Origin of the sequence: Roseococcus thiosulfatophilus (genome assembly GCF_017311575.1) — a bacterium.
GTDB lineage: Bacteria > Pseudomonadota > Alphaproteobacteria > Acetobacterales > Acetobacteraceae > Roseococcus > Roseococcus thiosulfatophilus.
The window spans coordinates 156,849-173,109 of record NZ_JAFFQY010000001.1; the positions used below are offsets into that span (position 1 = coordinate 156,849).

The 16,261-nt window shown below is 72.6% G+C and carries 15 protein-coding genes, 1 tRNA gene and 1 riboswitch; of the genes, 10 read left to right on the top strand and 6 right to left on the bottom strand.

All coding sequences use genetic code 11. The features are described from left to right. Positions 1–101 precede the first annotated feature (101 nt). Positions 102–314, bottom strand: a riboswitch (cobalamin riboswitch). A gap of 52 nt (positions 315–366) precedes the next feature. From cobU to JTN19_RS00765, 3 genes are read left to right on the top strand one after another with little or no spacing between them, the layout of a single operon-like run. After that, entirely contained in the window at positions 367–870 is a 504-nt protein-coding gene (gene cobU / locus JTN19_RS00755; protein WP_340643248.1) for a bifunctional adenosylcobinamide kinase/adenosylcobinamide-phosphate guanylyltransferase, read from the top strand. After that, positions 867–1,472, top strand: a complete 606-nt coding sequence (gene cobO, locus JTN19_RS00760; protein ID WP_206929038.1) for a cob(I)yrinic acid a,c-diamide adenosyltransferase — start codon at positions 867–869, stop codon at positions 1,470–1,472. The genes cobU and cobO overlap by 4 nt, the downstream gene beginning before the upstream one ends. Continuing rightward, the gene (locus tag JTN19_RS00765; protein ID WP_206929040.1) at positions 1,472–2,953 is read left to right on the top strand and encodes a cobyric acid synthase; all 1,482 of its coding nucleotides are present in this window, start codon (positions 1,472–1,474) and stop codon (positions 2,951–2,953) included. The genes cobO and JTN19_RS00765 overlap by 1 nt, the downstream gene beginning before the upstream one ends. Here JTN19_RS00765 and cbiB read toward each other — a convergent pair. Genes cbiB through JTN19_RS00780 form a run of 3 tightly spaced genes read right to left on the bottom strand, consistent with a single transcriptional unit; the run spans position 2,913 to position 5,397 of the window. Further along, positions 2,913–3,872, bottom strand: coding sequence for an adenosylcobinamide-phosphate synthase CbiB (gene cbiB / locus JTN19_RS00770; RefSeq protein WP_206929047.1), 960 nt, complete (start codon positions 3,870–3,872; stop codon positions 2,913–2,915). The genes JTN19_RS00765 and cbiB overlap by 41 nt on opposite strands. Continuing rightward, positions 3,869–4,858: a threonine-phosphate decarboxylase CobD gene (cobD, locus tag JTN19_RS00775; RefSeq protein WP_206929057.1), complete on the bottom strand. Its 990-nt coding sequence runs from the start codon at positions 4,856–4,858 to the stop codon at positions 3,869–3,871. The genes cbiB and cobD overlap by 4 nt, the downstream gene beginning before the upstream one ends. Positions 4,859–4,890: 32 nt before the next feature. Beyond that, positions 4,891–5,397 carry a Fur family transcriptional regulator gene (locus tag JTN19_RS00780; RefSeq protein WP_206929059.1) on the bottom strand — a complete coding sequence of 169 codons (507 nt, stop codon included), beginning with the start codon at positions 5,395–5,397 and terminating at the stop codon, positions 4,891–4,893. Between the two features lie 28 nt (positions 5,398–5,425). On the opposite strand from JTN19_RS00780, the gene JTN19_RS00785 reads away from it, so the two are divergent. The 5 genes from JTN19_RS00785 (at position 5,426) to JTN19_RS00805 (ending at position 11,008) form a co-directional block, all read left to right on the top strand. Then, entirely contained in the window at positions 5,426–6,211 is a 786-nt protein-coding gene (locus JTN19_RS00785) for a hypothetical protein (RefSeq protein ID WP_206929061.1), read from the top strand. A gap of 4 nt (positions 6,212–6,215) precedes the next feature. Then, the gene (locus tag JTN19_RS00790) at positions 6,216–8,402 is read left to right on the top strand and encodes a TonB-dependent receptor (protein WP_206929069.1); all 2,187 of its coding nucleotides are present in this window, start codon (positions 6,216–6,218) and stop codon (positions 8,400–8,402) included. 131 nt (positions 8,403–8,533) lie between these two features. Beyond that, entirely contained in the window at positions 8,534–9,295 is a 762-nt protein-coding gene (locus tag JTN19_RS00795; RefSeq protein ID WP_206929071.1) for an ABC transporter substrate-binding protein, read from the top strand. Beyond that, complete coding sequence (locus JTN19_RS00800; RefSeq protein ID WP_206929072.1) at positions 9,292–10,263, top strand: FecCD family ABC transporter permease; 972 nt, start codon at positions 9,292–9,294, stop codon at positions 10,261–10,263. Before JTN19_RS00795 ends, JTN19_RS00800 begins: the two co-directional genes overlap by 4 nt. Next, on the top strand, positions 10,256–11,008 hold the full coding sequence (locus JTN19_RS00805) for an ATP-binding cassette domain-containing protein (RefSeq protein WP_206929074.1): 753 nt from the start codon (positions 10,256–10,258) through the stop codon (positions 11,006–11,008). The genes JTN19_RS00800 and JTN19_RS00805 overlap by 8 nt, the downstream gene beginning before the upstream one ends. 11 nt (positions 11,009–11,019) lie before the next feature. Here JTN19_RS00805 and JTN19_RS00810 read toward each other — a convergent pair whose 3' ends face one another. From JTN19_RS00810 to JTN19_RS00820, 3 genes are all read right to left on the bottom strand, one after another. Continuing rightward, positions 11,020–11,979 carry a YihY/virulence factor BrkB family protein gene (locus JTN19_RS00810; protein ID WP_206929076.1) on the bottom strand — a complete coding sequence of 320 codons (960 nt, stop codon included), beginning with the start codon at positions 11,977–11,979 and terminating at the stop codon, positions 11,020–11,022. A gap of 310 nt (positions 11,980–12,289) precedes the next feature. After that, positions 12,290–13,558: a GOLPH3/VPS74 family protein gene (locus JTN19_RS00815; RefSeq protein WP_206929078.1), complete on the bottom strand. Its 1,269-nt coding sequence runs from the start codon at positions 13,556–13,558 to the stop codon at positions 12,290–12,292. A gap of 107 nt (positions 13,559–13,665) precedes the next feature. Next, positions 13,666–13,741, bottom strand: a tRNA-Glu gene (locus tag JTN19_RS00820). Between the two features lie 124 nt (positions 13,742–13,865). Between JTN19_RS00820 and JTN19_RS00825 the strand changes: the two genes are divergently transcribed. After that, the gene (locus JTN19_RS00825) at positions 13,866–15,260 is read left to right on the top strand and encodes a M20/M25/M40 family metallo-hydrolase (RefSeq protein ID WP_206929080.1); all 1,395 of its coding nucleotides are present in this window, start codon (positions 13,866–13,868) and stop codon (positions 15,258–15,260) included. Further along, on the top strand, positions 15,260–16,261 hold a 1,002-nt coding region (locus tag JTN19_RS00830; protein WP_206929082.1), incomplete at its 3' end, for a uroporphyrinogen decarboxylase family protein. The genes JTN19_RS00825 and JTN19_RS00830, both read left to right, overlap by 1 nt.

Sequence of the window (16,261 nt, forward strand, 5' to 3'; positions counted from 1 at the left end):
GGATGCTCCGGCCCCAGATCAGGGCGAAAGGGTGCATCCGGGGCGCGCGCGTCACCGCACGCCCCTGCCAACATGGCCCTGCCCCGAGGCACCCCGCCCGGCGCATTCTGTGTTCGCGGGCAGGTCTCCTGGCTCACGGATCACCGCGGGGCATCGTCTTCCCGGGCCCCATCTCGCGATGGGTTCGCCCAGTGACATGTGATGCCCGCTCACCGTTCACAGTTGCGGGGGCAGCTCCGGCCTCGGGCCGCGTGGCCCGCTCCGGATTCCCTTTTCATCCCCGTCCCCGGGGAACCTTCGAACCGGCCTATCAAGCGGGGTGACGCGGGGCGTGTCAATCAGCCTTTCCTGGGGCATGATCGCGGCGTGAACAGCCTGACATTGATCCTGGGGGGCGCGCGTTCGGGCAAGAGCCGCCGCGCCGAAGCCCTCGTCACCGCCCTGCCCCCGCCCTGGACCTATATCGCCACCGCCGAGGCCTTCGACGCCGAGATGGCGGCGCGAATCGCCGCGCACCGCGCGCGGCGCGAGGCGGGGTGGGAGACGCTGGACGCCCCGCGCGACCTGCCGGACATCCTGTCCCGCGCCCGCCCGCCCGTGCTGGTGGATTGCCTGACGCTGTGGCTGTCCAACCTGATGCTGGCGGAAAACGACATCAGCGCGGCGACGGAGGCGCTGGAGGGCGCGCTGCGCGCCCGCATGGGGCCGGTGGTGCTGGTCTCGAACGAGGTGGGCCAGGGCATCGTGCCCGCCACCCCGCTCGGCCGGCGTTTCCGCGACGCGCAAGGCGTGCTGAACCAACGCATCGCGGCGCTGGCGGATCATGTGGAGTTGGTGGTGGCCGGCATCCCGCTGAAGGTGAAGCCATGAGCGAGGAGGAAGCGCGCCACCGCGCCAAGATGGCCGCCCGCAAGGCCGTGCAGGACGCCGAGGTGGCGTCCAAGACCATCACGGAAAAAGGCCTGCTGATCGTCCACACGGGGCCGGGCAAGGGCAAGTCCACCGCGGCTTTCGGCCTCGCGCTGCGGATGCTGGGCGCGGGCGGGCGCGTGGGCGTGGTGCAGTTCATCAAGGGCGCCTGGGAGACGGGCGAGCGGGCCGCGCTGACGCAATTCGGCGAGCGTGTGCGCTGGCATTCCATGGGCGAGGGCTTCACCTGGGAAACCCAGGACCGCGCCCGCGACGTGGCCGCCGCGACACGCGCATGGGAGATGGCGCGGAAGATGCTGGCGGACCCGTCGCTGGACCTGGTGCTGCTCGACGAGCTCAACATCGCCCTGCGCTATGACTACCTGCCGCTGGAGGGCGTGCTGGCGGACCTGGCCGCGCGGCGGCCATTGCTGCACGTGGTCGTCACCGGCCGCAACGCGAAGCCCGCGCTGATCGAGGCGGCGGATCTCGTCACCGAGATGGGGGTGGTGAAGCACCACTTCGCCGCGGGCGTGAAGGCGCAGAAGGGCATCGAGTTCTGATGTCGCTCGCGCTGATGTTCCAGGGCACGGGCTCCGATGTCGGCAAGTCGCTGATCGTGGCGGGGCTGGCGCGCGCCTTCACCCGGCGCGGCCTGCGCGTGCGCCCCTTCAAGCCGCAGAACATGAGCAACAACGCCGCCGTCACGGCTGATGGTGGCGAGATCGGGCGCGCGCAGGCGCTGCAGGCGCGCGCCGCTGGCGTGGCGCCCTCGGTGCACATGAACCCCGTGCTGCTCAAGCCGCAAAGCCAGGTGGGCGCGCAGATCATCGTGCAGGGGCGCGTGGTGGGCCAGGCGCGAGCCGCGGAATACCAGCGCCTCAAGCCCGGCTTCATGGCGGCCGTGCTGAACAGTTTCGCGCGCATGCGGGCCGAGGCGGACATCGTGCTGGTCGAGGGCGCCGGCAGCGCGGCGGAGGTGAACCTCCGCGCCAACGACATCGCCAACATGGGCTTCGCGCGCGCGGCGGATGTGCCTGTGGTGCTGATCGGCGACATTGACCGTGGCGGCGTCATCGCCTCCCTGGTCGGCACCCATGCGGTGCTGGACCCGGCCGATGCGGCCATGATCGGCGGCTTCCTCGTCAACCGCTTCCGGGGCGATCCGGCGCTCTTCGCCGATGGCATGGCGCTGATCGCGGCGCGCACGGGCTGGGCGGCGTTGGGCCTCGTGCCGCACCTGCCCGAGGCCGCGAAGCTGCCGGCCGAGGATGCGCTGGCGCTGGATCATCCGCTCGCGCGCAAGCCTGGGGCGAAGCTGCGCGTGGCCGTGCCCGTGCTGCCCGCCATCGCCAATTTCGATGATCTCGATCCGCTGATCGCGGAGCCGGAGGTGGAGGTGGTGCGCGTCCGGCCCAGCCAGGCGCTTCCGGGCGACGCGCATCTGGTCATCCTCCCCGGATCGAAGTCCACCCTGTCCGACCTACGCGCGCTGCGCGCGGCGGGCTTCGATGTGGACATCGCCGCCCATCTGCGGCGCGGCGGGCATGTGCTGGGGCTGTGCGGGGGCTACCAGATGCTGGGCCGGACCGTGGCCGACCCCGACGGCGTGGAGGGCCCGCCCGGCACCCTGCCTGGCCTCGGGCTGCTGGCGGTGGACACGGTGCTCTCCGGCGAGAAGCGCCTCGTGCCCGTGCGCGGCCACAGCCATGACGGCGCGGCGCTGTCGGGCTACGAAATGCATATGGGCCGCACCGATGGCCCCGCACGCGCCCGCGCCTTCGCCACTCTGGAGGATGGTGGCGCGGAAGGCGCCGTCTCGCCCGATGGGCGCGTCACCGGCACCTACATCCATGGCCTCTTCGGCGCGACGGCGCAGCGGGCTTCCTGGCTCGCCCGCTTCAACGCCGGCGCCCCGCGCCTGGACCATGAGGCGGAGGTGGAGGCAGCGCTCGATGCGCTGGCCGCGCACCTGGAAGCGCATCTCGACCTCGACGCGCTGCTCAGCCTTGCAGCGCGAGGAAGGCCAGCGCCAGCAGCGTGATGAGCAGGGCGTCGGCCGTGCGGTAGAGGCGCAGCGCGGCGCGGATGTCGGCGGCACTGGCCTCGCGCCGCCCGTCGCCCATGAAGGCATCCTCCAACAGCACGCCGCCATAGCGGCGCGGGCCGGCCAGCGCGAGGCCCAGCGCGCCCGCCATCGCGGCCTCCGGCCAGCCGGCATTGGGCGAGCGGTGGCGCTTCGCGTCGCGCCACATGGCACGCCAGGCGCCGCGCGCATCCATCCCCGGCAGCAGCGCAGCGGCGGCGATGAGGGCGAGCCCCGTCAGGCGCGAGGCCGGCAGGTTCAGCACGTCGTCGCAGCGCGCCGAGGCCCAGCCGAAGGCCTCGTGCCGGGCGGTGCGATGGCCGATCATGCTGTCGGCGGTGTTCACGGCCTTGTAGATGGCCGCCCCCGGCAGCCCGCCAACGGCCAGCCAGAAGCCCGGCGCGGTGACGCCGTCGGAGAAATTCTCCGCGAGGCTCTCGATCGCCGCGCGAGCCACGCCCGCCTCGTCCAGCGAAAGCGGGTCGCGGCCCACGATGTGGGAGACGGCCTCCCGCCCCGCCTCCAGCCCGCCCTGTTCCAGCGCGGCGGCCACGCGGGCCACATGCTCATGCAGGCTGCGCTGCGCCAGCAGGCTGCTGGCCAGCACCGCCAGGACCACCAACCCGAAGGGTAGCGCCAGCAGCGCCGATTGCAGCGCGAAGCCCACGCCGCCAGCCACCAGCACCAGCACAAGCAGCGCGGCCACCCCGGCCGCGCGCCGCGCGGCGAAGCTGCGCGCCGCCTGGTTCCAGCCGCGATCCATGGCCCCGATCAGCCGCCCGATCCAGATGACGGGATGGCCAATGCGGTCCACCAGGCGCTGCGGATAACCGATGGCCGCCTCGATCAACAGCGCGAGAAGGGCGAGCCCGGTCACGCCAGGGCCGCCGCCAGCCGCGCGAAACCGGCCTCGTCGCGTGGCAGGCCGAGGCGCAGCCGGTCCGGCCAATGGGGGAACTCGCGCACCAGGACGCCGGCGCGACCCAGGCGCTCCCCGGTGCCGGGGGGTGCCGCCACGAAACGGAACAGCGGCGTTCCGCCCAGCACGGTGAGCCCTGCGGCCGCCACCACCGCATCAAGGCGCCCCGTCGCCGCGCGCAGATGTTCGCGCTGCGCCGCCGCCCAGCCCTCATCGGCCAGTGCCGCCAGCCCCGCATGTAAAGCCGGCCCCGCGACACACCACGGACCCAGCAGCGCCTCCAGCCTCGCGGCGATGTCCTCAGCCGCCACGGCAAAGCCCAGCCGCACCCCCGCCAGCCCATGAAACTTGCCGAAGGAGCGCAGCACCATCACCCCACCCCCCGGCACCAGGGGCAGCGCACTGGGCAGACTAGGGTCGGCGTCGAGGAAGGCCTCGTCCACCACCAGCAATCCGCCCGCCGCGCGCTGGGCGGCGGCGAGGGCCTCCAGCACGGCGAAGGGCAGCACGCGGCCGGTAGGATTGTCCGGGTTCACCACCGTCACGACCGTGGCCGGCGTCAGCGCCTCCAGCGCCGGCACCTCGCGCACCGCATGTCCGGCCAAGGCAGCGGCCCGGGCGTGCTCGGCATAGGTGGGGCCCAGGATGCGCGCCTCGCCTGGCTGCTGCAGTGCCGCGATCATGGGCAGCAGGATCTGCGTGCCAGGGGCCGCCACCACCCGCGCCCCGGCCGGCACGCCCCAGCGCCGCGCGGCCAGGGCACAGAGGGCGGCATGGTCGGCGGGTTCCGGCAGGCGGGTGAAGACCTCCGGTGGCAGGCTCGGCAGCGGATAGGCGCCCGGCGCGATGCCGGTAGAGAGATCGAGGAACGGCTCCGGCGCCCCCGGGAAGCGCCGCCGCGCGGCGGCGAGGTTGCCCCCATGCGGCAAGGGCGGGCCGCCCATGTTATTGAATACCATCACAGCCGGGCGCGCGGTCAGGCCTCCGCCGCGGCCCGGGCGCAGTCGGGGCAGGTGCCCACCAGCTCCACCACGCGGCGCTCCACCGCATAGCCGCTGCCATCGGCGGCCACACCCAGCACCGCCGCCAGCGCCGCATCCTCCAGGTCATTCACCGCGCCGCAGCCGCGGCAGACCGCGAAGGCGCTGGGGTGGGCATGGTCGTCATAGGGCGCCGGCGTGCAGCCGCAGCTCGGCCGCGCGCTGACGGCGGAAGTGTAGGCGTTCAGGCTTTCGATGCGATGGATCAGCCCAGCCTCGCGCAGCGCGTCCAGGGCGCGATACACCGTCTGCGGCCCCCGGATTCCCTCCGGGCGCAGGCGTTCCAGCACCTCATAGGCGGTCAGCGCCCGGCCCGTCTCGGCGCGCAGGACGCCCATCACCAGCGCCTGGTTGCGCGACAGCGGCGGCGCGGCGGCGCTGGCGAGAAATTCGCCCCGCGCCGAGGCGGAGAGCGAACGCGGAAAGGGGATGCTCTTGCACATGATGTGATCTTATCACAGGATCGGCCGGATGGCACCGCAGTCTAACCCCGATCCGCGCCCAGAGGGCAGCCTCTCCCCGAATGCGGGCCGGGGTTCCGTCTGGCCCGACCGCGCCGCGCGGTTCTACGCCCAGGCGCTGGACCGTTCGGACTATGGCGCGGCCATCGCGGGCGCCCTGCGCGGGGAGGCGCCCGAGAGCCTGCTCGACATCGGCGCCGGCGCCGGCCACCCGGTCCTGCCCTGGCTGCCGGAGACCGCGGGCTGGACCGCGCTGGAGCCCAATCGCTATCTGCGCGCCAGGCTGGGACGGCTGCGGCGCATGGACAGGACCGGCCTGCGCCCGCTGAACGCCTGCTGGGAATCCCTGCCCGCGCTCGGCCTCGCCCCGCACCATTGGGCCTTCGCCGCCAATATCGGCGGCACGCTCCAGGCGCCGCGGACCTTGCTCGGCCACATGCGGGCGCTCGCGCGGGCGCGGGTGGCCTGGGTGGTGCCGGCCCAGCACGGCCCGCGCCGCTGGTGCCTGGCCGGCGCCCTGCCCGCCGCCCTGCATGGCGAGGATGAGACACCCGCCCTGCGCGGCGTGCTGGCCGCCCTCGGACCGGACCAGCCGCACGACATCCGCCTCGCCCCCTGGACCTTCCGCGCGCGCTTCGACGGGCTCGACGCCGCCACCGCCTATTGCGCCGCCCAACTCGCCCAGCCGCCGGCCGCCTGCCGCGCGGCGGTGGAGGCGGCGGCGCGCCCCCTGCCCTGCGGCGGGGTCGAACTCGCCGCCCCCAAGGTCTCCGCCCTTCTCTTCTGGAATCTCTGAACCGATGCGACAGCTTCTTCTGGTCGGCTCGGCGCTGGCCGTGCTGGCCCTGCCCGCTGCCCCCCTTCGCGCGCAGGGCACGGCCCCGGAGGTGCGGCTGCCCCCCACGGCCAGCCTGGACGAGGTGGTGGTGACCGCCACGCGCCGGCCGGAGCCGCGCTCCTCGCTTGCGGGCACCGTGCAGGTGATTGACGAAGCCACCATCCGCAACAGCACCGCACAGAACCTGACCGATTTGCTGGCCGAGAATGCGGTCGGCTTCTTCAGCGAATGGACGCCGGCGCAGACCAGCATCAACATCCGCGGCGGCGCCACTGATGGCCAGGGGCGCGACTTCCGCAGCCAGGTGCTGGTGCTGGTGAACGGGCGGCGCGCGGGCACGGCCAACCTGTCGAAGCTCAGCCCCTCCGAGGTCGCACGCATCGAGGTGATCCGTGGCCCGGCCAGCGTGGTCTATGGCAGCCAGGCGCTCGGCGGCGTCATCAACCTGATCCTGCGCGACGGGGTGAACTCGCCGGGCGGGCGGGCCGAGATCCGTGGCGGCTCCTGGGGCCTGGTCGAGGGGCGCGCGGGCTATGGCGGCGCGCTGGAGAGTGCCGGCGTGGACTATTACCTGGGCTTCGCGGGCGGCCGGCGCGACTCCTACCGCGCGGGCGGCGGAGGCGAGCAGGCGGGCACGCAGTGGAACCGGCTGGGCGCGCTGGGCGCGCTCGGCGTGCAGACGGGGCTGGGACGCCTGGGCGTCACGTTGCGGACCGATGGCACCTATGATGCGGGCTTCCGCGGCTCGGCCTGGAACCCCACCAATAGCGAGGACCGCACCAACGCCTCCGCCGACGTGACGCTGGACGGCGGCACGGCGGACGGCCGCTATCGCTGGTTCGGCCAGTTCTACGCGGTGCGCGACGTGGACCATTTCCGCTGGCGCTCGCCCGTGCAGCGGGGCGGCACCGGCCTGCCGGTGATCGGCACCGATGCGGACCGCAACCGCCGCACGCTGGATATCCTGGGGCTGCGCCTGCAGCCCTCCATGCGGCTGTGGCAGGGGGCGGAGCTGGTGACGGGGCTCGACCTCGAACATTCCACGCTGCGCTCGACGCGCTGGCGCGTGGGGCTGCCGGGAAGTGGCATCACCACCCAGGTGCCCCCCTTCGACAATGACCAGACCGAGCGGACACTCGGCCTCTTCGCCGAATTGTCGCAGCGCCTGTGGGATGACCGGCTGACGCTGCGCGGCGGCGTGCGCCGGACCTGGGGCGAGACCCAGGTGGACGCGACCCCCAACCAGCCGGCCCTGCGCCTCCGCAGCGCGGAGTACGAGGCCACCACCTGGTCGGCCGGCGCCAGCCTGCGCGTGGCGGAAGGCGCCGTGCTGCGCGCCAATGCGGCCACAGGCTTCCGCGCGCCCACGGCCACCGACCTCGCGGCGGATTTCACGGCGCTGGGCGGCGGGCGCGTCTTCGGCAACCCGAACCTGCGCCCCGAGACCAGCACGCAATACGAGGTGGGCGCGGCGCTGTTCCGCCCCGGATGGCGGGCCGATGTGGCGCTGTTCCAGAACACCATCCATGACCGCATCACCACCCGCGCGCGGCCCGGCGTGGCCAATACCTCGGACTATGTGAACAACCCCGGCGACATCCTGGTGCGGGGGCTGGAGGTGCAGCTCCAGGCCGACATGGCGCGCGCCTTCGGCATTGAGGGCTGGCGCTGGACCGCCTTCGCCAATGCGTCCTGGAATTTCGACATGATCGACGAGGGCGCGCGGCTCGGCCCCACGGTGAACACGCGCACGGCGCAGCGCATGTATCGCTACCAGGCGGCCATCGGCACCACGGTGGGGCAGGCGCGCTGGGATGTCTCGGTGCTGGGCATCCTGCGCGGCCCCATCCACTACGACACCGAGGAGAACCTGCTGATCCCGGCGGCCGAGCCCTTCCGCGAATACATCCACCGCAAGGGAGCCTTCTGGGTGTGGAATTTGCGCGGCAGCTTCCAGCCCCTGCCCGAGCAGGCGCCGGGCTTGCGGATCTTCGGCGCGATCAACAACCTGTTCGACGTGAACAACCACGCGCTCTTCATCGCGACGGCGGGGCAGCCCTTCCTGGGGGATGCACGCTTCTCCAATGGCGGGCTGGGCAATTCGATGCCGGGGCGGGAGTTCACGGCCGGGATGCGCGTCACATTCTGACGCTGCCTCGCCGCGCCCTGCTGGCCGCGCCACTGCTCGCGCCGGCGGCCGCGCGCGCTTCCTCCTGGCCGCGCGTACTGACGGACGGGCTGGGGCGGCGCGTCGTCATCGGACGGCCGCCGCGGCGGATCGTGGCCATCTTCGCCTCCAACACCGAGATGCTGGCCGCCATCGGCGCGCTGGACCGCGTGGTGGGCATCGAGGCCTACACCCGCTTCCCGCCCGAGGTGCAGGGGCTGCCGCTGGTGGGCGGGCGGCTCGGCTTCTCGGCCGAGGCCATCGCGCGGCTGGACGCCGACCTGGTGGTGATGACGCCCGCCCGCAACGCCGCCCATGCGCTGACCGAGCCCATGGCGCGCATCGGCGTGCCCACTCTGGTGGTGACGCATCGCGACCTGCCGCAGATCTTCTCCAACCTCCGCCTGCTGGGAATGGCCACGGGGCAGGAGGCGGTGGCGGAGGCGCTGGTGACGCGGCTGGAAGCGCGGCTCGACGCCGTGCGGGTGCGGCTGGTAGGCCGCGCGCCGGTGCGGGTCTTTATGGAGACCTCCAGCACCGGGCGCGGCGTCTATGGCACCATCCGCCCTGGCAGCTATTCCTTCGACGCGGTGCGGTTGGCGGGCGGCGAGAGCGTGTTTCCGGAGCTTTCGCCCAGCGGGCCGCCGTTCGTCTCGGGCGAAGCCATCCTGCGCGCCGATCCGGATGTCTACCTGGTCGCCGGCCGGCCCGACCAGGCGGCGGAGGTGCCGCACCGCACCGGCTTCGCGGCGCTCTCGGCGCTGCGCGCCGGCCGCGTGCATGTGGTCAGCCGCGCGCCATTCCTCATCCCCGGGCCGCGCGTGGTGGATGGGGTGGAGAGCCTGGCGCGGCTGCTGCACGGGGAAGCGGCATGATCGCCTGGCTGTTGCCGCCGCTGGGGCTCCTGGCGGGGCTGATGCTGGGGGCGGTGACGCTGACGCCGGCCGAGGCGCTCTCCCTGCTGGCCGACCCGGCGCAGCCCCTGGGGCAACTCCTGTGGCAATGGCGCCTGCCGCGCGTGCTGGCGGCGGGGTGCGTGGGCGCGCTGCTGGCGCTGGGTGGCGCGGTGTTCCAGGGCGTGTTCCGCAACCCGCTGGCGGAGCCCTATCTGCTGGGCAGCGCGGGCGGGGCGGCGGTGGGCGCCACGGTGGCGCTGCTGGTGGCGTTGCCGCTGCCGCAATGGCTGGCCCTGCCGCTTTTCGCCTTCTGTGGCGCCTGGGGGGCGACCTGGCTGGTGCTGGCGCTGGCGCGGCTGGCGGATGGGACCTCCATCGCCGCGCTGCTGCTGGCGGGGGTCGCGGTGGCGGCGCTGCTGGGGGCGGTGCGCTCCTTCCTGATGCTGGCGCTGTCCGACGAGACGGTCAGCCTGCAGGCCGTGCTGGCCTGGGCGCTGGGGGGCGTGCAAACGCCCTCTTGGCCGGAACTGGCCGTGCTGGCGGCGCTGACGGTGGCGGCTCTGGCGCTGTGCCTTGCCCTGGCGCGAGGGCTTGATCTGCTGGGGCTGGGCGAGGCCGTGGCGGAATCCTTCGGCCTGCCGGTGCGGCGCTTCGTGGCGCTGGCCGTGCTGGCCGGCGCCTTCGTGGTGGCGGTCAGCGTGGTGTGGGGCGGGCTGGTGGGCTTCGTGGGGCTGATGGCGCCGCATCTGGCGCGCTGGACCTCGGGGCCGCTGCACCGGGGGCTGCTGCCGCGCGCGGCGGCCATCGGCGCGGGGCTGGCCATGCTGTGCGACGGCGCGGCGCGGGCCCTTCTGCCGCCGGCGGAAATCCCGCTCGGCCTCGTCACGGCGGCGATCGGCGCGCCCTTCTTCCTGCTGGTCCTGGCGCGGGAGGCGCGGCGTGGCTGAGGCGGCGCTCAGCCTGCGGGGCCTGGGCTACCGCGCCGGCGCGGCGGCACTGGTGGAAGACGTCACCTTCGACCTGCATCCTGGCAAGGTGCTGGGCCTCATCGGCCCCAATGGCGCGGGCAAGACCACGCTGCTGCGCCTGATGGCCGGGCTGCTGCGCCCCGCCACGGGCGAGGTCCGGCTGCATGGCCGCCCCCTGCCCGCCTGGCCGGCGCGGGAGCGCGCCCGGCGCATGGGCTACCTGCCGCAGCATTTCGCGCCACACTGGGACTACACGGCGCGCGAACTGCTGCGCCTGGGACTCGAGCGGGGCGGCAGCGCCGAGGGGCTGGAGGAGGTGGCCACCCTGCATGGCGTGGCGGGGATGCTGGCGCGGCGCTGGTCCAGCCTCTCCGGCGGGGAGCGGGCGCGTGTGCTGGCCGCCTCGGTGCTGGCCACGCGGCCGGGCGTGGTGCTGGCCGATGAGGCGACGGCGGCGCTGGATGTGGGGCAGTCCCTCGCCCTCATGCGGCGGCTGCGCGCGGCGGCGCGGGAGGGTGCGGCCGTGGCCGTGGTGGTGCATGACCTCAACCTGGCGCTGGCCGGCTGCGACCGCCTGGCGCTGCTGCACCAGGGACGCCTGCACGCGCTGGAAGCGGCGGCGGCGCTGGCCGAGGATGCGCGGCTGGACGCGGCCTTCGGCGTGGCTTTCGTCCGAGTGCGAACGGCGGCGGGGCTGTTGCTGTCGGCGCGCGATGGCGGTTGAGGCGCCCTCGCCTATCTCGCCGCCACGTGGTCGGCCATTTCGGCATGGCGCGTGCCCATCGGCTTGTCCGGCGCGTCGGTCGTGTCGCGGGCCGTCTGGTGTTCCATCTCGGCGTTCAGCTCGCCCCCCAGCAGGATGACCAGGGCCGAGAGCCAGATCCAGGTCATGAAGCCCACCACGGCGCCGAGCGAGCCATAGGTCTCGTTGAAGGTGCCGAAATTCGAGACATACCAGGAGAAGGCCGCCGAACCGCCCAGCCACGCCACGGAGGCGAAGGCACTGCCCCAGCTCACCCAGCGCCATTTCGCGCTCGCCCGGCTCGGCCCCCAGCGATAGAGGCAGGCCAGCACCAGCCCCACCAGGATCAGCAGCACCGGCCAGCGGCCATAGCGCAGCAGGGTCTCCGCCGTGCCGCCCATCCCCACCATGCCCAGCACCACCGGCACCGCGACCACGCCCATCATGGTCAGGATGGCGAAGAGGATGAGGCAGAGGGTGAAGGCCAGCGTCACGGCCGTGAAGTGGACGAAGCTGCGCTTCTCGCGCTCCTCGTAGACGATGTTCAGCGCGTCGAACATCGCCTTCGCCGCCTGGTTGGACGACCACAGCGAGATGAGCAGGCCCAGCACCGCGCCGAAGCCCAGCGTGCCGCCGGCGGTTTCGGTCACGCGCGTCACCTGTTCCTCGATGATCTGCATGCCGCCTTCGGGGACGAAGCCGGCCAGCGCGGAGAGATGCCCCTGGATGGTCGCGGGGTCCGCCCATAGCGCGTAAAGCGAGGCCAGCGCCGCCAGCGCCGGGAACAGCGCCAGCAGGGTGTAGAAGGTGATGGCCGCGGCCTCCATCATCAGCCGGTCCTCATTGGCCTGCTGGGCGGTGCGCTTCAGGATCTGCCACCAGCCTCGGGGGGGGATTTCGGCCGGCTTGCGCGCCGCGACGCCGGCGCCGGCCCTCGAGGGGGCGGCTTCCATCCCCTGCCCCGGGTGTGGCGAAGGGGCGGGCTGGCGCGGGGTTGAAGTGAGGGAAGCTTTTGCGCCCAGCGCCAGAATCGCCGCCAGGGCGGCGCCGCCCAGGAGCCAGTCGCCCCGTCGTGCGCCACGCTCATCCTCATATCTCTCCCAGCGCGCCATGCCGAACCCCTGCCTTGCCTGCCAAGCCAACGCCGCAGGACGGCCCGGGTGGCGCGTGGAGGTCGAATTACCGGGTTGAGGTGACATTTCTGGGAGCGAGCCCGGGCTCCAGCCCCATTCGGCGCCGGCTGGTGGGGCCGGCACCCGCCCCTCACCCGCCCCCCTGGGCCACCTGCTCCAGAAACTCGGCATAGCCGCCGACCACCGCCCCCTCCGCCTCGACATGGCGCGACAGGACGCGCAGCGCCGTGAGGTAGCGACTTTCCAGGCTGAGGGAGAGGAATTCCCGGTCACCGACCGTGAGCCGCGCCAGCTCGACCTTCACGCCGAGGATGGCGCGGTACTGGCGCCGGGTCTTGCGGACCTCGATCACCCCCGGGTGGTAGCCGGCTGCCACCAGGGCCGCCAGCAGTTCCTCCCGGCCGCGCAGCTTCGCGTGGACGTCGTTGAACCGGGCGAAGATGCCCGACAGGCGCTGGGTGCGCGCGGGGAAGTCCAGCCGGAGGCTCGGCCCGAAGGCACAGAATTCGTCGAAGGCCTCGATGACGGGCTTCACCTTCAGCCCCCCGCCGCGGAGCTTGATGTTGTCCCGCTTGCCATGGACGAAGAGGTAGGTGTCCACATTCGTCTCCTCGTCGCCCGGACGGGCCTCGCCGGCGAGGTCGAGCGCGGGCGGCAGGCGGGGCCGCGCGCCGGACGGCCAGAAGGCCCGCCATTCCCAGCGCGCGCCAGGACGCAGCGCCGTCTTCGGGCCACCCTCGGGCCGCAGGACATAGGCGCGCAGCCGATCCCGCACGCGGGTCAGCGTGGCCGAGACGCCGCGGCCCAGAAGCTCCATCCGGTGAATTGCCTCGATCCGCGCCGCATGCCGGGCCTGCCAGGTCTCGGGCGAAGGCAGGGCCAGCAGGTCGCCCATCCTCCCGGAGGCGTGCAGAACGGAGACGAGCGTGGCCTGCTCGGGCGAGGGCAGCTCCTCACCCTCCACCAGCGCGCGGATCGCGGCGCGCAGCGCCACCGCCTCGCCCAGGTCGCGCAGCCGGGGCCGGGCCTGGGAGAAGCCCCAGGACAGCGGCGCCGGCCCGGCCTCCAGGCGCCCGCGGGCGTGCAGCGCCGCCAGGATCTCCGCCCGCACATGCCCGATGCGGCCCAGGATGGCCTCGATCACCGGCTCGATCGGGGCCGGCCGGTCCAGCAGCGCGGCGAGGGAGGGGGGCAGATGCGCGCGCCCCATGCGGGTGACGCTGTGCAGGTCCGTTTCCACCACTCCCCGCAGCGAGAGGTCCATCAACTGCGCGCCGGCCAAGGGATAATCCATGTCCGACCACCAGGCGACGTCGCGCGGGGCGGGCGGCAGCGACAAGCGAAGGATTTCGAGCGCCTCGGACGTGGAAAGCCCCGCAGGCCCCAGCAATGCGTCCATGATCCGGCGTGCCTCCCCCAAGGGGAATGGAACACCGGCGCGCGCGCAACCGGAAGTCCCTTTTGCCGCAGATGGAGAAGCGGGGAGTTTTGACGATCTGTTGAAGGTGGCGTCCCGTACGGGATTCGAACCCGTGCTGCCAACGTGAAAGGCTGGTGTCCTAGGCCTCTAGACGAACGGGACAAGCGCTGGGCCGTCGCATAGAGGCCCCCCCGCCGCAGGTCAAGCCGGGGTGGCCCTCGGTTGTGGAATACGGTGCCGGGTGCCAGCATCCGCCCCGGCCAAGGCAGGGAGAGATGAGGCAAGGATGCAACCGTCCCGGGACGGCGCGCTGCGGCGCGCGGAGGAATGCTTCGACAGCGGCGCCTATCTGGAGGCGCTGCGGCGGCTGGTCGCCGTACCCACCGAGAGCCAGATGGCCGGCAGTCAGCCCGCCCTCGCCCGCTATTGCGAGGAGACCATCCCGGCGCTGATGGAGGGCATGGGCTTCGAGGGCCGGGTCATTCCCAACCCGAACCCGAGCTTCGGCCCGGTCTATGTCGGCACCCGCATCGAGGACCCCGCCCTGCCCACCATCCTGGTCTATGGCCATGGCGACGTGGTGCGCGGCTTGGCCGGCAAATGGACCGACGGGCTCGACCCCTTCGCCGTCACCGTGAAGGGCGACAAGTGGTATGGCCGCGGCACGGTGGACAACAAGGGCCAGCACCTCATCGCCATCGAGGCGCTGCGCGCCGTGATCGCGGAACGCGGGCGGCTCGGCTTCAACGCCAAGGTGCTGGTCGAGACGGGGGAGGAACAGGGCTCGCCCGGGCTGCGCGACATGATCGTGCAGCACCGCGAGGCGCTGGCGGCCGATGTCTTCATCGGGCTGGACGGCCCGCGGCAGACCACCTTCATGCCCGAGCTGAAGCTCGGCGCGCGCGGCGGCATCGCCTTCGACCTGGTGGTGCATCTACGGAATGAGGCGCATCATTCCGGCCATTGGGGCGGCGTGCTGCGTGACCCGGGCTTCGTGCTGGCGCATGCGCTGACCAGCATCATGGACCAGGACGGCAAGATCCTGGTGGAGGGCTGGACGCCGAAATCCGTCCCGCCCGGCGTGCGCCAGGCCATCGCGGGCCTGGTCTTCGAGGACATTCCAGGCCTGCCGGAGGCCGACCCGAAGTGGGGCGAGCCAGGCCTGACCAAGGCGGAAAAAATCTTCGGCTGGACCAGCGTCATCGTGCTCGCGCAGATCACGGGCCACCCGGACGCGCCCACCAATGCCGTGCAGGGCGAGGCCCGCGCCCGGCTGCAAATCCGCCACACCGCCGATGTGCCGGCCAAGGACTTCCTGCCGGCGCTCCGCGCGCACCTGGACGCGCGCGGTTTCGAGGGCGTGCAGATCGTCCCCGTGGCCGAGCGCGACGTCTTCGGCGCCGCGCGCACCGACCCCTACAACCCCTGGGTCGGCGTGGTGGCGGAGAGCATGACGCTGACCGCCGGCCGGGCGCCCAACATCGTGCCCAACTCCTCGGGCTCCAACCCCTCGGACATGTTCATCGAGGAACTCGGCCTGCCCGTGCTCTGGATTCCCAACTCCTATGCCGGCTGCAACCAGCACGGGCCGGACGAGCACGCCCTCGCGCCGCTGCTGCGCGAAGGGCTGCGTCTGATGGCGGGCATCTGGTGGGATATCGGCGAAGGAAAGCGCGGCTGATGGACAAGAAACTTCCCCTCCTGCCCACCACGGTCGTGGGCAGCTACCCCCAGCCGGCCTGGCTCGTGGACCAGGCGAAGCTGCGCGGGCGCCTGGTGCCGCGCGTGCGCACGCCCGAGGTGTGGCGCGTGGCCGAACCGCTGCTGGAGGAGGCGCAGGACGACGCCACGCTGATCGCGATCCGCGACCAGGAACGCGCGGGGATCGACATCATCACCGATGGCGAAATCCGGCGCGAGAGCTACAGCAACCACTTCTCCTCCACGCTGGAGGGCATTGACCATGGCAATCCCGGCGAGGTGATTGGCCGCACCGGCAAGCCCACCATCGTGCCGCGCGTGACGGGCCGCATCGCCCGCACACGCGCGGTCGAGGTGCGCGACGTGGAATTCGCCCGCGCCAACACCGACCGCGCCATCAAGATCACCCTGCCCGGCCCCTTCACCATGACGGCGCAGGCGAAGAACGAGTTCTATGCCGACGAGGCCGAGCTCGCGATGGATTTCGCCGTGGCGCTGAACGCCGAAATCCGCGAGCTGAAGGCCGCCGGCGCGGACGTCATCCAGCTCGACGAGCCCTGGATGCAGGCCTTCCCCGAACGCGCGCGCCGCTTCGCCATCCCCGCCATCAACCGCGCGCTGGAAGGCATCGAGGGCGCCACGGTCGTGCACATGTGCTTCGGCTATGCGGCGATGGTGAGCGAGAAGCCCTCCGGCTACTCCTTCCTGCCGGAGCTGTCCGGCACCACGGCCGCGCAAATTTCCATCGAGGCCGCGCAGCCCCGGCTCGACCTCGGCATCCTGCGGGAGCTGGAGGGCAAGGCGGTGATGCTCGGCGTGATCGACCTCGGCACGCGGGAGGTCGAGACGCCCGAGACCGTGGCGGGCCGCATCCGCGCGGGGCTGGAGGTGCTGCCGCCCGAACGCCTCATCCCCGCGCCCGATTGCGGCATGAAGTATTTGCCGCGCGATGTGGCCTTCGCCAAACTCCGCGCGCTGTCC

What these genes read in the sequence shown, in the direction of transcription:
- JTN19_RS00800 (WP_206929072.1), top strand. Translation starts at nt 9,292, where the DNA reads ATGATCGCCTGGCTGTTGCCGCCGCTGGGGCTCCTGGCGGGGCTGATG.
- cobD (WP_206929057.1), bottom strand. Translation starts at nt 4,858, where the DNA reads ATGGGCGGCCCGCCCTTGCCGCATGGGGGCAACCTCGCCGCCGCGCGG.
- JTN19_RS00780 (WP_206929059.1), bottom strand. Translation starts at nt 5,397, where the DNA reads ATGTGCAAGAGCATCCCCTTTCCGCGTTCGCTCTCCGCCTCGGCGCGG.
- cobO (WP_206929038.1), top strand. Translation starts at nt 867, where the DNA reads ATGAGCGAGGAGGAAGCGCGCCACCGCGCCAAGATGGCCGCCCGCAAG.
- JTN19_RS00810 (WP_206929076.1), bottom strand. Translation starts at nt 11,979, where the DNA reads ATGGAAGCCGCCCCCTCGAGGGCCGGCGCCGGCGTCGCGGCGCGCAAG.
- JTN19_RS00825 (WP_206929080.1), top strand. Translation starts at nt 13,866, where the DNA reads ATGCAACCGTCCCGGGACGGCGCGCTGCGGCGCGCGGAGGAATGCTTC.
- JTN19_RS00785 (WP_206929061.1), top strand. Translation starts at nt 5,426, where the DNA reads ATGGCACCGCAGTCTAACCCCGATCCGCGCCCAGAGGGCAGCCTCTCC.
- JTN19_RS00765 (WP_206929040.1), top strand. Translation starts at nt 1,472, where the DNA reads ATGTCGCTCGCGCTGATGTTCCAGGGCACGGGCTCCGATGTCGGCAAG.
- JTN19_RS00815 (WP_206929078.1), bottom strand. Translation starts at nt 13,558, where the DNA reads ATGGACGCATTGCTGGGGCCTGCGGGGCTTTCCACGTCCGAGGCGCTC.
- JTN19_RS00790 (WP_206929069.1), top strand. Translation starts at nt 6,216, where the DNA reads ATGCGACAGCTTCTTCTGGTCGGCTCGGCGCTGGCCGTGCTGGCCCTG.